At 61.5% G+C, this 14,760-nt stretch carries 10 protein-coding genes; 4 read left to right on the top strand and 6 right to left on the bottom strand.

Going from position 1 to position 14,760, the window contains the following annotated elements; genetic code table 11:
* Positions 1-47: 47 nt before the first annotated feature.
* From clpX to IFT80_RS17295, 4 genes are all read left to right on the top strand, one after another.
* Positions 48-1,334 (top strand): ATP-dependent Clp protease ATP-binding subunit ClpX, encoded by a 1,287-nt coding sequence (gene clpX, locus IFT80_RS17310; RefSeq protein ID WP_122476011.1) that lies wholly within the window; start codon positions 48-50, stop codon positions 1,332-1,334.
* 151 nt (positions 1,335-1,485) lie between these two features.
* Positions 1,486-3,882, top strand: a complete 2,397-nt coding sequence (gene lon / locus IFT80_RS17305; protein WP_192058147.1) for an endopeptidase La — start codon at positions 1,486-1,488, stop codon at positions 3,880-3,882.
* Positions 3,883-4,025: 143 nt separating this feature from the next.
* Positions 4,026-4,298 (top strand): HU family DNA-binding protein, encoded by a 273-nt coding sequence (locus IFT80_RS17300; protein ID WP_049858847.1) that lies wholly within the window; start codon positions 4,026-4,028, stop codon positions 4,296-4,298.
* Positions 4,299-4,469: 171 nt separating this feature from the next.
* Positions 4,470-6,344 (top strand): SurA N-terminal domain-containing protein, encoded by a 1,875-nt coding sequence (locus IFT80_RS17295; protein WP_192137947.1) that lies wholly within the window; start codon positions 4,470-4,472, stop codon positions 6,342-6,344.
* A gap of 170 nt (positions 6,345-6,514) precedes the next feature.
* Here IFT80_RS17295 and fabI read toward each other — a convergent pair whose 3' ends face one another.
* The 6 genes from fabI to IFT80_RS17265 are packed head-to-tail and all read right to left on the bottom strand — an operon-like array spanning position 6,515 to position 14,706.
* Entirely contained in the window at positions 6,515-7,309 is a 795-nt protein-coding gene (fabI, locus tag IFT80_RS17290; protein WP_122476006.1) for an enoyl-ACP reductase FabI, read from the bottom strand.
* A gap of 18 nt (positions 7,310-7,327) precedes the next feature.
* The gene (locus tag IFT80_RS17285) at positions 7,328-8,938 is read right to left on the bottom strand and encodes an ABC transporter ATP-binding protein (RefSeq protein ID WP_192102322.1); all 1,611 of its coding nucleotides are present in this window, start codon (positions 8,936-8,938) and stop codon (positions 7,328-7,330) included.
* Between the two features lies 1 nt (position 8,939).
* Entirely contained in the window at positions 8,940-9,959 is a 1,020-nt protein-coding gene (locus IFT80_RS17280; RefSeq protein WP_122476003.1) for an ABC transporter permease, read from the bottom strand.
* A gap of 1 nt (position 9,960) precedes the next feature.
* A complete protein-coding gene (locus IFT80_RS17275) occupies positions 9,961-11,034 on the bottom strand; it encodes a microcin C ABC transporter permease YejB (RefSeq protein WP_122476002.1) in 1,074 nt (357 codons plus the stop codon).
* 1 nt (position 11,035) lies between these two features.
* Positions 11,036-12,868, bottom strand: a complete 1,833-nt coding sequence (locus IFT80_RS17270; RefSeq protein ID WP_192102321.1) for an extracellular solute-binding protein — start codon at positions 12,866-12,868, stop codon at positions 11,036-11,038.
* The gene (locus tag IFT80_RS17265) at positions 12,865-14,706 is read right to left on the bottom strand and encodes an extracellular solute-binding protein (RefSeq protein ID WP_192102320.1); all 1,842 of its coding nucleotides are present in this window, start codon (positions 14,704-14,706) and stop codon (positions 12,865-12,867) included. Before IFT80_RS17265 ends, IFT80_RS17270 begins: the two co-directional genes overlap by 4 nt.
* Positions 14,707-14,760: the final 54 nt, after the last annotated feature.

The following is a 14,760-nucleotide window of genomic DNA, read 5'->3' as shown; positions in this document are numbered from 1 at the left end:
ATAGCCTTCATCTTGTGTTGCAAGCCTATCGGATTTGGATCGATCGAATGACTGACACCCGCAACGGCGAGGACAACGGCAACAAGCTGCTCTATTGCTCCTTCTGTGGCAAAAGCCAGCATGAAGTGCGCAAATTGATTGCCGGCCCCTCGGTCTTTATCTGCGACGAGTGCGTCGACCTGTGCAACGACATCATCCGCGAGGAGGTGCAGGAAGCCCAGGCCGAGAGCAGCGCGCATAAATTGCCCTCGCCCAAAGAAATAAGCGGCATCCTGGATCAGTATGTGATTGGCCAGGAGCGCGCGAAGAAGGTTCTGGCGGTAGCGGTGTACAACCACTACAAGCGCTTGAACCAGCGTGACAAGAAGAACGACGACGTCGAGCTCGGCAAAAGCAACATCCTGCTGATCGGCCCGACCGGTTCGGGCAAGACCTTGCTGGCTGAAACACTGGCTCGCCTGCTCAACGTTCCGTTCACCATCGCCGATGCCACCACCCTGACCGAAGCCGGTTACGTGGGTGAGGACGTCGAGAACATCATCCAGAAGCTGCTGCAGAAGTGCGACTACGACGTAGAGAAAGCCCAGATGGGCATCGTCTACATCGACGAAATCGACAAGATTTCGCGCAAGTCGGATAACCCGTCCATCACCCGTGACGTTTCGGGCGAAGGCGTGCAGCAGGCGCTGTTGAAGCTGATCGAGGGCACCGTTGCCTCGGTACCGCCGCAAGGTGGTCGCAAGCATCCTCAGCAGGAGTTTCTGCAGGTCGACACGCGCAACATCCTGTTCATCTGTGGTGGTGCATTTTCCGGCCTGGAAAAAGTCATCCAGAATCGCTCCACCCAGGGTGGTATTGGTTTCGGTGCCCAGGTGCGCAGCAAGCAGGAAGGCAAGAAGGTCGGCGAGTCGCTGCGTGAAGTGGAGCCGGACGATCTGGTCAAGTTCGGGCTGATCCCCGAGTTCGTCGGTCGTCTGCCGGTTCTGGCAACGCTGGACGAACTGGACGAGGCGGCACTGATCCAGATCCTTACCGAACCGAAGAACGCGCTGACCAAGCAGTACGGCAAGTTGTTCGAAATGGAAGGTGTGGATCTCGAGTTCCGCAGCGATGCCTTGAAGTCCGTTGCTCGTCGTGCTCTTGAGCGCAAGACTGGTGCGCGAGGCCTGCGTTCGATTCTCGAAGGCGTTCTGCTCGACACCATGTATGAAATTCCTTCGCAGACCGATGTAAGCAAAGTGGTCATCGATGAGAGCGTGATCGAAGGGACGTCCAAGCCGCTGTTGATCTACGAAAACAGCGAGCCGCCGGCGAAGGCTGCACCCGACGCCTGATCGACAATCTGAGCTGGAACAAGGAAGGGGCCTACGGGCCCCTTTCGTTTTTCAGACAGTGAACTTGTTTTTTGCGGGGCGAGCCCCCACATTGAAGGCATGCTCAATTCCATCTGTTTACGGCCTTCGGGGCCGCTGTAGAGGCGAAATCATGAAGACAACCATCGAATTGCCTCTCCTGCCATTGCGTGATGTCGTCGTCTATCCGCATATGGTTATCCCGCTGTTTGTGGGTCGTGAGAAGTCCATCGAAGCCCTCGAGGCGGCGATGTCTGGCGAAAAGCAGATCCTTTTGCTCGCGCAGAAGAATCCCGCCGATGATGATCCAGGTGAGGACGCCCTGTACCGTGTCGGTACCGTTGCCACCGTTCTGCAGCTGCTCAAGCTGCCTGACGGCACCGTCAAGGTGCTGGTCGAAGGCGAGCAGCGCGGCAGCGTCGAGCAGTTCCTGGAGATCAACGGCCACGTTCGCGCCGAAGTGCAATTGATCGACGAAGTCGATGCGCCGGATCGCGAGTCCGAAGTGTTCGTGCGCACGCTGCTGGGTCAGTTCGAGCAGTACGTGCAGCTGGGCAAGAAGGTCCCTGCCGAGGTGCTGTCCTCGCTGAACAGCATCGATGAGCCTGGCCGCCTGGTCGACACCATGGCCGCGCACATGGCGCTGAAAATCGAACAGAAGCAGGAGATCCTCGAGATCATCGAGTTGCCGGCGCGTGTCGAACACGTACTGGCACTGCTGGATGCCGAGATCGACCTGCTGCAGGTCGAGAAGCGCATTCGCGGGCGGGTCAAGAAGCAGATGGAGCGCAGCCAGCGCGAGTACTATCTGAACGAGCAGATGAAGGCCATTCAGAAAGAGCTGGGCGATGGCGAGGAAGGGCACAACGAAGTCGAAGAGCTGAAAAAGCGCATCGACGCGGCGGGCCTGCCCAAGGACGCCCTGGCCAAGGCCACGGCCGAGTTGAACAAGCTCAAGCAGATGTCGCCGATGTCTGCAGAAGCAACGGTGGTGCGGACTTATATCGACTGGCTGGTGCAGGTGCCTTGGCAGGCGCAGAGCAAGGTGCGCCTCGACCTGGCACGCGCCGAAAGCATTCTGGATGCCGATCACTACGGGCTCGAAGAGGTCAAGGAACGCATCCTCGAATACCTCGCCGTGCAAAAGCGCGTGAAGAAAATCCGTGGCCCTGTGCTGTGCCTGGTCGGGCCGCCCGGTGTGGGCAAGACCTCCCTGGCCGAATCCATCGCCCATGCCACCAACCGCAAGTTCGTGCGCATGGCCTTGGGCGGTGTTCGCGACGAAGCCGAGATTCGCGGTCACCGTCGTACCTACATCGGTTCGATGCCTGGTCGTCTGATTCAGAAGATGACCAAGGTGGGGGTCCGCAATCCGCTGTTCTTGCTCGACGAGATCGACAAGATGGGCAGCGACATGCGCGGCGATCCGGCCTCGGCGCTGCTGGAAGTGCTCGATCCAGAGCAGAACCATAATTTCAACGATCACTACCTGGAAGTCGACTACGACCTTTCCGACGTGATGTTCCTGTGCACCTCGAACTCGATGAACATTCCGCCGGCGTTGCTCGACCGGATGGAAGTGATCCGTCTGCCCGGCTACACCGAAGACGAGAAGATCAACATCGCGATCAAGTACCTGTCGCCCAAGCAGATCGAAGCCAACGGCTTGAAAAAGACCGAAGTCGAGATCGACGTCGAGGCGATCCGCGACATCATTCGCTACTACACCCGCGAAGCGGGCGTGCGAGGCCTGGAGCGTCAGATCGCCAAGATCTGCCGCAAGGTGGTGAAGGAACATGCACACCTGAAGAAATTCACCGTCAAGGTCACCGCCGAATCGCTGGAGCACTTGCTGGGCGTGCGCAAGTTCCGCTACGGCCTGGCCGAGCAGCAGGACCAGGTGGGTCAGGTCACCGGCCTTGCCTGGACTCAGGTGGGCGGCGAGTTGCTGACCATCGAGGCTGCCGTGGTTCCCGGCAAGGGCCAGCTGATCAAGACCGGTTCGCTGGGTGACGTGATGGTCGAGTCCATCACGGCGGCGCAGACGGTGGTACGCAGCCGCGCCAAGAGCCTGGGTATCGCGCCGGACTTCCATGAGAAGCACGACACGCATATCCACATGCCCGAAGGCGCCACGCCCAAGGACGGTCCGAGTGCCGGTGTCGGCATGTGCACTGCGCTGGTTTCGGCCCTGACCAAGATTCCGGTGCGTGCCGATGTCGCCATGACCGGCGAGATCACCCTGCGCGGCCAGGTATTGGCCATCGGTGGCCTCAAAGAGAAGTTGCTGGCGGCCCATCGTGGTGGAATCAAGACTGTAATCATCCCTGAAGAAAACGTGCGCGATCTCAAGGAAATTCCCGACAATATCAAACAGGATCTGCAGATTAAACCTGTTAAATGGATTGACGAAGTCCTGCAAATTGCGCTGCAATACGCGCCTGAGCCCTTGCCCGATGTGGCTCCCGAGATTGTCGCCAAGGATGAGAAACGCGATACGGATTCCAAGGAACGAATCAGCACGCATTGAGCCTTGATTTGACTGGGTGGCTTTCTTGACAGTTTTTTAGAGCCCTTGTTATAAAGCGGCACTTGCTGTCTCGACAGCCACCCGGCGCACGTTTCACCACATACTTAGAAACAACTCAAAATATCGATATAAGGGGACTTATAGTGAACAAGTCGGAACTGATTGACGCAATCGCCGCATCTGCTGATATCTCCAAGGCTACAGCTGGCAAGGCGCTGGACGCCGTGATCGAATCCGTGACGGGCGCCCTTAAATCCGGTGATTCGGTTGTGTTGGTAGGTTTCGGTACGTTCTCCGTGACTGATCGCCCGGCGCGCACCGGTCGCAACCCGCAAACCGGCAAGGCGCTGGAAATCGCGGCTGCCAAGAAGCCCAGCTTCAAAGCCGGTAAAGCCCTGAAAGAAGCTGTCAACTAAGCTTCGGCCACGCCTTTGCTACCTGCTGCCAGGCCATGCCGGCAACAGGAGTGGAGCTGAGCAAGCTCCGCGAGTTACGAGAAGGCGCATCCTCGGATGCGCCTTTCTTCTATCCGGATTCCTATTACTCTCCGCGGTCGCTCTATCTGTACGACCGTTTTCGGGGGATGCATGCTGCAGAACATCAGGGATAACTCCCAGGGCTGGATTGCCAAGACCATCATCGGTTTGATCATCGTGTTGATGGCGCTTACCGGTTTCGACGCGATCTTCCAGGCCGCCAGCCATAGCCAGGACGCTGCCAAGGTCAACGGTGACGAGATCACCTTGAACGAGCTAAGCCAGGCCACCGAGATGCAACGTCGCCAGCTGATGCAACAGCTGGGCAAGGATTTCGATCCGGCCCTGCTCGACGACAAGATGCTGCGCGAAGCGGCCCTCAAGGGTCTGATCGACCGCAAGTTGCTGCTGCAAGGCGCACATGACGCCAAGTTCGCCTTCTCCGAAGGCGCGCTCGACCAGATCATGCTGCAGACACCGGAATTCCAGGTTGACGGCAAGTTCAGCGCCGAACGTTTCGACCAGGTCATCCGCCAGATGGGTTATGGCCGCTTGCAGTTCCGCCAGATGCTCTCCGAAGAGATGCTCATCAGCCAGCTGCGCGCCGGCCTGGCAGGCAGCAGCTTCGTGACCGACGAGCAGGTTGCCGCTTTCGCCCGTCTCGAGAAGCAGACCCGCGATTTCGCTTCGTTGACCTTCAAGGCTGACCCGTCGGCGACCAAGGTCACCGACGAGGAGATCAAGGCGCACTACGAAGAGCACGCCAAGGAGTTCATGAGTTCCGATCAGGTGGTCATCGACTATGTCGAATTGAAGAAGTCTTCGTTCTTCGACCAGATCAACGTGAAGGACGAGGATCTCCAGGACGCCTACCAGAAAGAGATCGCCAACCTGTCCGAGCAGCGCCGTGCCGCGCACATCCTGATCGAAGTCAACGACAAGCTCGATGACGCGCAGGCCAAGGCCAGGATCGAGGAAGTACAGGCGCGCCTGGACAAGGGCGAGGACTTCGCCAAGCTGGCCAAGGAAGTCTCACAGGACCCAGGCTCGGCCAACAATGGCGGCGATCTCGGCTTCGCCGGCAATGGCGTGTACGACCCGGCGTTCGAAACGGCGCTCAATGCCTTGAGCAAGGGCCAGGTGTCGGCGCCGGTGCGCACCGATTTCGGCTGGCACCTGATCAAGCTCGAAGACGTGCAGGCGCCGGACGTACCGACCTTTGCCAGCCTCAAGGCCAAGCTCACCAGCGACCTCAAGACCCAGGAAGTGGAACAGCGCTTCGTCACCGCCACCAAGCAGTTGGAAGACTCGGCGTTCGAAGCCTCCGACCTCGGTCAGCCCGCCCAGGAACTGGGCCTCAAGGTGCAGACCTCCGAGCCATTCGGCAGGGACGGCGGCAGCCAGGGCGTCACGGCCAGTCGCGCGGTGGTCCAGGCTGCGTTCAGCCCCGAAGTGCTGGAAGAGGGTTCCAACAGCGCTGCGCTCGAGCTGGATCCGGAAACCATGGTCGTGGTGCGTGTGAAGGAGCATCGCAAGCCTGCGCAGCTGCCGCTGGAAGCCGTATCCGGGCCGATCCGTACCGAGTTGGCCAAGCAGCACGCTGCAGCCCAGGTGAAGGCCAAGGGCGAAGCGTTGCTGGCCGGTCTGCGTGACGGCAAGGTGCCGTTGGCTGCCCGCCAGGACGGGCAGTCGTGGAAAGTGCTGGAGGCGGTCACCCGCGGTCAGGACGGCATCGAGCCGGCCGAGCTGCAGGCGCTGTTCCGCATGCCCAAGCCGCAGGCCAAGGAGAAGCCCGAGTTTACCAGTGTGTCGCTCAAGGACGGCAGCTTCGTGATTCTCCGCCTGGACGGCGTGAACGAGGCTGCTGCGCCCAGTGATGAAGAGAAGACCCAGTATCGCCGGTTCCTGGCGTCGCGCATGGGGCAGCAGGATTTTGCCGCGTACCGCAAGTTGCTGGAAACCAAGGCGGACATCACCAAGTATTGAGGTGATGGATGTTTGAACAAAAGGCCGCGTATGCGGCCTTTTGTTTGTCCAGGCATCGGCGGCGCCCTTTCGCGGCCGATGACCGCTCCTACGGAGATTTCTGAATCTCAGGTAAAAAAACGCCGCTCGAGGTGAGCGGCGTTTTCTTCGATCGAGTGCAGCCTGACGACTTACTCTTCGATATCACCCATGGCGGTGGTGTTGAAGCCGCCGTCCACGTACATGATTTCGCCACTGATGCCCGACGCCAGGTCGGAGCACAGGAACGCGCCGGCGTTGCCGACTTCGTCGATGGTGACGTTGCGGCGCAGCGGGGTCTGCGCCTGGTTGGCCGAGAGCATCTTGCGGAAGTTCTTGATGCCCGACGCTGCCAGGGTACGGATCGGACCCGCCGATACGGCGTTGACGCGAGTGCCTTCCGGGCCCAGAGAACCGGCCAGGTAACGCACGCCGGCTTCCAGCGAAGCCTTGGCCATGCCCATGACGTTGTAGTTGGGCATGGTGCGCTCGGCGCCCAGGTACGACAGGGTCAGCAGGCTGCCATTGCGGCCTTTCATCATGTCGCGACCGGCCTTGGCCAGGGCTACGAAGCTGTAGGCGCTGATGTCGTGGGCGATGCGGAAGCCTTCGCGGGTGGTGGCTTGGGTGAAGTCGCCATCGAGCTGGTCGCCGGGGGCGAAACCGACGGAGTGAACGATGACGTCCAGGCCGTCCCACTTCTTGCTCAGGGCTTCGAAGACCGAGGCGATCTCAGCATCGCTGGCCACGTCGCAAGGGAAGCACAGATCGGCGCTCGAGCCCCAGCCGGCGGCGAATTCTTCGACGCGGCCCTTGAGCTTTTCGTTCTGGTAGGTGAAGGCAAGTTCAGCACCCTCGCGATGCATGGCGGCAGCGATGCCGGATGCGATGGACAGTTTGCTGGCGACACCGACGATCAGGACGCGCTTACCGGCGAGAAAACCCATGTGTTGTTCCTCTTCAGGTTAATCGACAGCCGTTGGGGCCAAGAAGGCTGCTTCCAACAGCTGCTGTGTATAAGGGTGCTGCGGCGCGGCAAAGATAGCCCGCGCCGCCCCTTGTTCGACGACCTGACCGTGCCGGATCACCATCAGTTGGTGGCTCAAGGCTTTGACTACCGCCAGATCGTGGCTGATAAACAAATAGGTCAGGTTGTATTTCAGTTGCAGTGAACGCAACAGCTCCACTACCTGGCGTTGAACGGTGCGGTCGAGCGCCGATGTGGGCTCGTCCAGCAGGATCAACGCCGGTTTCAAAACCAAGGCCCGGGCAATGGCGATACGTTGCCGTTGCCCGCCGGAGAACTCGTGAGGGTAACGATGGCGGGTCTGCGGGTCCAGCCCAACCTCCTCGAGCGCGGCAATGATAGCCTGTTCCTGCTCGGCTTCGTTGCCGATCTTGTGTATTCGCAGGCCTTCGCCGACGATCTGGCTCACGCTCATGCGTGGGCTGAGGCTGCCGAACGGGTCCTGGAAGACCACCTGCATCTGCTTGCGCAGCGGTCGTACCTGCTGCTGGGCCAAGCCGTCCAGCGCGGTGCCCTGGAACTGGATCGAGCCACGGCTGGCGATCAAGCGCATGATCGCCAGGCCCAGCGTGGACTTGCCCGAGCCGCTTTCGCCAACGATACCAAGGGTCTGCCCACGGGGCAGGGTGAACTGGATGCCATCGACGGCCTTGACGTGATCCACGGTACGGCCCAGCAATCCCTTCTTGATCGGGAACCACACGCGCAAGGCGTCGACCGCCAGTATCGGCTCGCCGACCGCGGTGGCCGCCGGCTCGCCACTGGGTTCGGCACCCAGCAGAACCTGGGTGTACGGATGCTGCGGCGCTCGAAACAATTCTTCACAGCCAGCCTGTTCGACGATGCGACCGCGCTGCATGACACATACCCGGTGTGCAATTCGCTTCACCAGGTTGAGGTCATGGCTGATCAGCAGCAACGCCATGCCCAGCCGCGCCTGCAGGTCTTTGAGCAGTTCGAGAATCTTCAGTTGCACGGTGACATCGAGTGCGGTGGTGGGCTCGTCGGCAATCAGCAGTTCAGGCTCATTGGCCAGGGCCATGGCGATCATCACCCGCTGACGCTGGCCGCCGGACAATTCGTGCGGCAACGCCTTGAGGCGCTTGTGCGGCTCGCCGATGCCGACCAGCTCGAGCAATTCCAGGGTGCGCCGGGCAGCGGCAGCCCCGGTGAGCCCTTTGTGCAGGGCCAGCACTTCACCGATCTGCTTGCCGATGTTGTGCAGCGGATTGAGCGAACTCATCGGCTCCTGGAAGATCATCGCGATACGGTTGCCACGGATGTGCCTGAGCTGCTTTTCCGGGAGCGTGAGCAGGTCGCGGCCGTTGTAGACGATGGTGCCGCTGGGGTGCTGGGCGAGCGGGTAGGGCAGCAGGCGCAGGATGGAGTGCGCAGTCACCGACTTGCCCGAGCCGCTTTCACCCACCAGCGCGAGGGTTTCGCCACGGCGGATATCGAAGCTGATGTGTTCGACCACGCGTTGCCGACTTTCCCCGGCGACGAACTCGACGGCCAGGTCGCGGACCTCGATCAGATTGTCCTGGCTCATGTCATTTCCTCGGGTCGAAGGCGTCACGGGCCGATTCGCCAATGAACACCAGCAGGCTGAGCATCAGCGCCAGCACGGTGAAAGCACTGATGCCCAGCCAGGGCGCCTGCAGGTTGGACTTGCCCTGGGCGACCAGCTCACCCAGCGATGGCGAACCGGCAGGCAGGCCGAAGCCGAGAAAATCCAGGGCGGTCAGGGTGCCGATCGCGCCCGTCAGGATGAACGGCATGAAGGTCATGGTCGAGACCATGGCGTTGGGGAGGATGTGGCGGAACATGATCGCGCCGTTCTGCATGCCCAGCGCGCGGGCTGCGCGCACGTATTCCAGGTTGCGGCCACGCAGGAATTCGGCGCGCACCACGTCCACCAGGCTCATCCAGGAAAACAGCAGCATGATGCCCAGCAGCCACCAGAAATTGGGTTGCACGAAGCTGGCCAGGATGATCAGCAGGTACAGCACCGGCAGGCCGGACCAGATCTCCAGGAAACGCTGGCCTGCCAGGTCCACCCAGCCGCCATAGAAGCCCTGCAGCGCACCGGCGATGACTCCGATGATCGAACTGGCGATGGTCAGCGTCAGGGCGAACAGGACCGAGATGCGGAAGCCATAGATGACCCGCGCCAGCACGTCGCGCCCCTGGTCGTCGGTGCCCAGCCAGTTCTGCGCGGAAGGCGGCGCCGGTGCCGGTACCCTGAGGTCGTAGTTAATGCTCTGGTAGCTGAACGGGATCGGCGCCCAGAGCGTCCAGCTGTCCTTGGCCGCCAGCAGTTCGCGCAGGTAGGGACTTTTGTAGTTGGCTTCGAGGGGGAATTCGCCGCCGAACGTCGTTTCCGGGTAGCGCTTGAAGGCAGGGAAATACCACTCGCCGTCGTAGCGCACCGCCAGGGGCTTGTCGTTGGCGATCAGTTCGGCGCCCAGGCTCAGGCCGAACAGCACCAGGAACAGCCACAGCGACCACCAGCCGCGCTTGTTGGCCTTGAACCGTTCGAAGCGCCGCCGATTGAGGGGAGACAGGTTCATCTCAGTGCTCCCGATGGCCGAAGTCGATGCGTGGATCGACCAGGGTGTAGGTAAGGTCGCCGATCAATTTCACCACCAGCCCCAGCAAGGTAAAGATGAACAGGGTGCCGAACACCACCGGGTAATCGCGGTTGATCGCCGCCTCGAAGCTCATCAGCCCCAGGCCGTCGAGGGAGAAGATCACTTCGACCAGCAGGGACCCGGTGAAAAAGATGCCGATGAAGGCCGAGGGGAAGCCGGCGATCACCAGCAGCATGGCATTGCGGAACACGTGGCCGTACAGCACGCGGCGATTGCTCAGCCCCTTGGCCTTGGCGGTGACCACGTATTGCTTGCCGATTTCGTCGAGGAAACTGTTCTTGGTCAGCAGCGTCATGGTGGCGAAGTGGCCGATCACCAGGGCGCCGACGGGCAGCACCAGGTGCCAGAAGTAGTCCAGCACCTTGCCGCTCCAGCTCAGCTCCTCGAAATTGTTGGACGTCAGGCCGCGCAGCGGGAACCAGTCCAGGTAGCTGCCGCCGGCGAATACCACGATCAGCAGGATGGCGAACAGGAAGGCGGGAATGGCATAGCCGATGATGATCGCCGAGCTGGTCCAGACGTCGAAATGGCTGCCGTGGCGGGTGGCCTTGGCGATGCCCAGGGGAATCGACACCAGGTACATGATCAGGGTGCTCCACAGGCCCAGCGAGATCGACACCGGCATCTTTTCCACGATCAGGTCGATGACCTTGGCATCGCGGAAGAAGCTGGTACCGAAATCCAGCTGCGCATAGTTCTTGATCATGATCCAAAGGCGCTCGGGGGCTGGCTTGTCGAAGCCGTACATCTTCTCGATTTCCTTCACCAGCGCCGGGTCCAGGCCCTGCGCGCCGCGGTAGCTGGAACCGGCGACCGCCACTTCGGCACCACCGCCGGCGATGCGGCTGGTGGCGCCGTCGAAGCCTTCGAGCTTGGCGATCATCTGTTCCACCGGCCCGCCAGGCGCGGCCTGGATGATGGCGAAGTTGATGATCAGGATGCCCAGCAGGGTAGGAATGATGAGCAGCAGTCGGCGCAGGGTATAGGCCAGCATGTCAGGGCGTCTCGGAAGGCGTGGGGGTAACCGCCGGCGTGGCGTGGGGCTTGCTCCACCAGGTCTGCAGGCCCACGTCGTAGCGTGGCGTGATGGCCGGGTGGCCGATGTGGTTCCAGTACGCCACGCGCCAGGTCTTGATGTGCCAGTTGGGGACCACGTAGTGGCCCCAGAGCAGGACGCGGTCCAGCGCTCGGGCGTGATCGACCAGGTCCTGGCGCGAGGTGGCATTGATCAGGCTCTCCACCAGGCTGTCGATGGCCGGGTCCCTGAGCCCGATGTAGTTGCGGCTGCCAGGCTTGTCGGCGCTGGAGCTGGCCCAGAACTCGCGCTGCTCGTTGCCGGGCGAGGTGGACTGGGAGAAACTGCCGACCATCATGTCGAAGTCGCGCGAACGAATGCGGGTGATGTACTGGGAGACGTCGACCCGTCGGATCACCAGTTCGATACCCAGGTCGGCGAGGTTGCGCTTGTACGGCAGCAGCACCCGGTCGAAATCGGCCTGGGTCAGCAGGAACTCGATCTTCACCGGTGTGCCCCGGGCATCGACCATCTTGTCGTCGACGATGCGCCAACCCGCTTCCTGCAGCAGTTTGTAGGCGCGACGCTGCTGCTCGCGCAGCATGCCGCTGGCGTCGGTGACCGGGTTGTTGAACGGTGTATCGAAGACTTGTTCGGGAATCTGCCCGCGCAGCGGTTCGAGAATCTTCAGTTCGGCGGGGCTTGGCAGGCCCGAGGCCGCCATGTCGGAGTTCTCGAAAAAGCTGTCGGTGCGCGTGTAGGCGCCGTTGAACAGCTGCTTGTTGGTCCACTCGAAATCGAACACCAGGGCCAGGGCTTCGCGCACGCGCACGTCCTGGAACAGCGGCTTGCGCAGGTTGAACACGAAGCCCTGCATGCCGGTCGGGTTGCCGTTGGGTATTTCTTCGCGGATCAGGCGCTTTTCGCGGACTGCAGGAATGTCGTAGGCGGTCGCCCAGTTCTTCGCGCTGCTTTCGAGCCAGTAGTCGAACTGTCCGGCCTTCATGGCTTCCAGGGCCACGGTGCTGTCGCGGTAGTACTGGATGTCGAGCACGTCGAAGTTGAACATGCCGCGGTTCATCGGCAGGTCGCGTGCCCAATAGTCCTTGACCCGCTCGTAACGTATCGAGCGACCGGCCTTGACCTCTGCCACCCTGTAGGGCCCGCTGCCCAGCGGAATGTCCAGGCTGCCCTTGGTGAAATCGCGGCCTTCCCAGAAGTGCTTGGGCAGTACCGGTAGTTGACCGAGGATCAGTGGCAGCTCGCGATTGTTGCTGTGCTTGAACTTGAACAGCACCCGTTGCGGGTCTTCGGCGACCACTTCGGCGACGTCGGCGTAGTAGCTGCGATACAGCGGCGAGCCGCTCTGGATCAGGGTCTGGAAACTGAACACGACGTCTTCGGCGTGCATCGGCCGGCCATCGTGGAAACGCGCTTCGGGGCGCAGGTAGAAGCGCACCCAACTGTTGTCCGGGGCTTTCTCGATGCGCCCGGCGACCAGGCCATACTCGGTAAACGGCTCGTCCAGGCTTTGCCGCGCCAGGGTATCGTAGTTAAGGTCCATGTCGTCGGCAGGCACGCCCTTGCTGATGAAGGGATTGAGGCTGTCGAAGCTACCCACGCCTTTCTGGCGAAAGGTGCCGCCCTTTGGCGCGTCGGGGTTGACGTAGTCGTAGTGCTGGAAGCCGGCCGGGTATTTCGGTGCTTCGTCGTACAGGGTGAGGGCATGTTGGGGCGCGGCCTGTGCCAGGCTGGCCGCAAGGCTCAGCGCGCATGCGCCGAGGGCTCTGGCCAAAGCAGGTAATGGCATCATTGACTCTTCTCCGTAGGCTTGACCCACCAGGCGCTCAGGCCCAGGGTGTACGGCGGTGTAGTGACGAATGCCAACCGGCTGCGGTACGCCAGGCGGTGGTAGTCCAGGTACCAGTTGGCCACCATGTAGTGCTGCGACAGCAGCACGCGGTCCAGTGCCCTGGCGGCGGCTACCTGGTCGTCACGGTTCTGGGCGCCGAGCAGTTGCTCCAGCAGGCGATCGACCACCGGGTTGGCAATGCCCGCATAGTTCTTGCTGCCGCGCACGGTGGCTTGGCTGGAGTGAAAGTACTGCCATTGCTCCAGGCCCGGGCTCAGGGTCTGCGGCAGGGTCAGCGAGATCATGTCGAAATCGAACTGGTCCAGGCGTTGTTTGTATTGCGCGCGATCGACGCTGCGCAGGTTGGCCTGCACGCCGATACTGGCCAGGTTGGCGACATAGGGCCCCAGGATGCGCTCCAGATTGGAATTGACCAGCAGGATTTCCAGGCGCAACGGCTGGCCTGCGGCATTGCGCAGACGGTCGCCCTGCAGCGTCCAGCCGGCATCCCCAAGCAGCTTCAGGGCCTGGCGCAAGGTGGCTCGAGGAATGCCGTTGCCGTCGGTACCGGGCATGCTCGGCGCTTCCAGAAAGAGGGCCGGGCTCAGTGCGTTTTTGTACGCCGACAGCAGCAGGCGTTCCTTGCCGCTGGGCAGGCCAGTGGCGGCGAATTCGCTGTTGGGGTAATAGCTCTCGGAGCGCCGATAGGCGCCGCTGAACAGCGCGCGGTTGGTCCATTCGAAATCCAGCAACAGCCCCAGTGCTTGGCGCACGCGGGGGTCGCTGTAGGCCGGGCGGCGAGTATTGAAGAACAGGCCCTGGGTCTGCGTCGGGATCTTGTGGGGAATCTGCGCCTTGATCACATCGCCGCGACGCACCGCGGGAAAGTCATAGCCGTTGGTCCAGTTCTTCGCCTGGTGCTCGATGTAGATGTCGAACTCGCCGGCCTTGAACGCTTCGAAGGCCACGTCGCTGTCGCGGTAGAACTCGACCTCCATGCGATCGAAATTGTACTTGCCGCGATTCACCGGCAGATCCTTGCCCCACCAGTTCCGATCCCGTTCCAGCACCAGCCTTCTGCCCGGTACCACCTGCTTGATGCGATAGGGGCCGCTGGTCACCGGCGCCTCGAAAGTGGTCGCCTGGAAGTCCCGACCTTGCCAGTAATGCTTGGGCAGGATCGGCAGTTCGCCCAGGCGCAGGATCAGCAGCGGATTGCCCGAGCGCTTGAACACGAAGCGGATGCGAGTCGGGCTCAGCACATCGACCCGCAGCACTTCCTGCAGGTTGGTGCGGTACATCGGATGGCCCTGGGTCAGCAAGGTACGGTATGAGAACGCCACATCGGCGCTGGTGATCGGGTGGCCGTCGTTGAACCGCGCCTGCGGCCTGAGATTGAACACCACCCAGCTACGGCTTTCGTTGTATTCCACCGACTGGGCGATGAGACCATAACTGGAGCTGGGCTCATCCCCCGAAGGCGCGTACTGGCCGGTACCTACCATCAACGGCTCGTTCAGCTCGTTGATGCCGTACTGCAGGAAGTTCGCGGTCTGGACCGGGCTGGTGCCCTTGAAGGTATAGGGGTTGAGCGTGTCGAACGTACCGAAGGCCATCGTCCGCAACGTGCCACCCTTGGGCGCATCGCCGTTGACCCAATCGAAGTGGCTGAAGCGTGCCGGGTATTTGAGCGTTCCGAATTGCGCATAGCCGTGGCTTTGGATGATCGTCGCGTTGGCGCAGGCGCTCAACGCAAGGCCCAGCAGGCAGGCCAGCAGGCGGAAGGGAAGGAGACGCATCAATTCATGAATCCGAACCGGTCGGCAATGACTTTGTTGCGCTTACAGTAACAG

This window comes from Pseudomonas sp. CFBP 8771, from assembly GCF_014841695.1.
In the GTDB taxonomy this organism is placed as follows: Bacteria; Pseudomonadota; Gammaproteobacteria; order Pseudomonadales; family Pseudomonadaceae; genus Aquipseudomonas; species Aquipseudomonas baltica.
The sequence above is the reverse complement of the archived record's forward strand: the minus strand, read 5'-3'. Positions and strand labels throughout refer to the sequence as shown.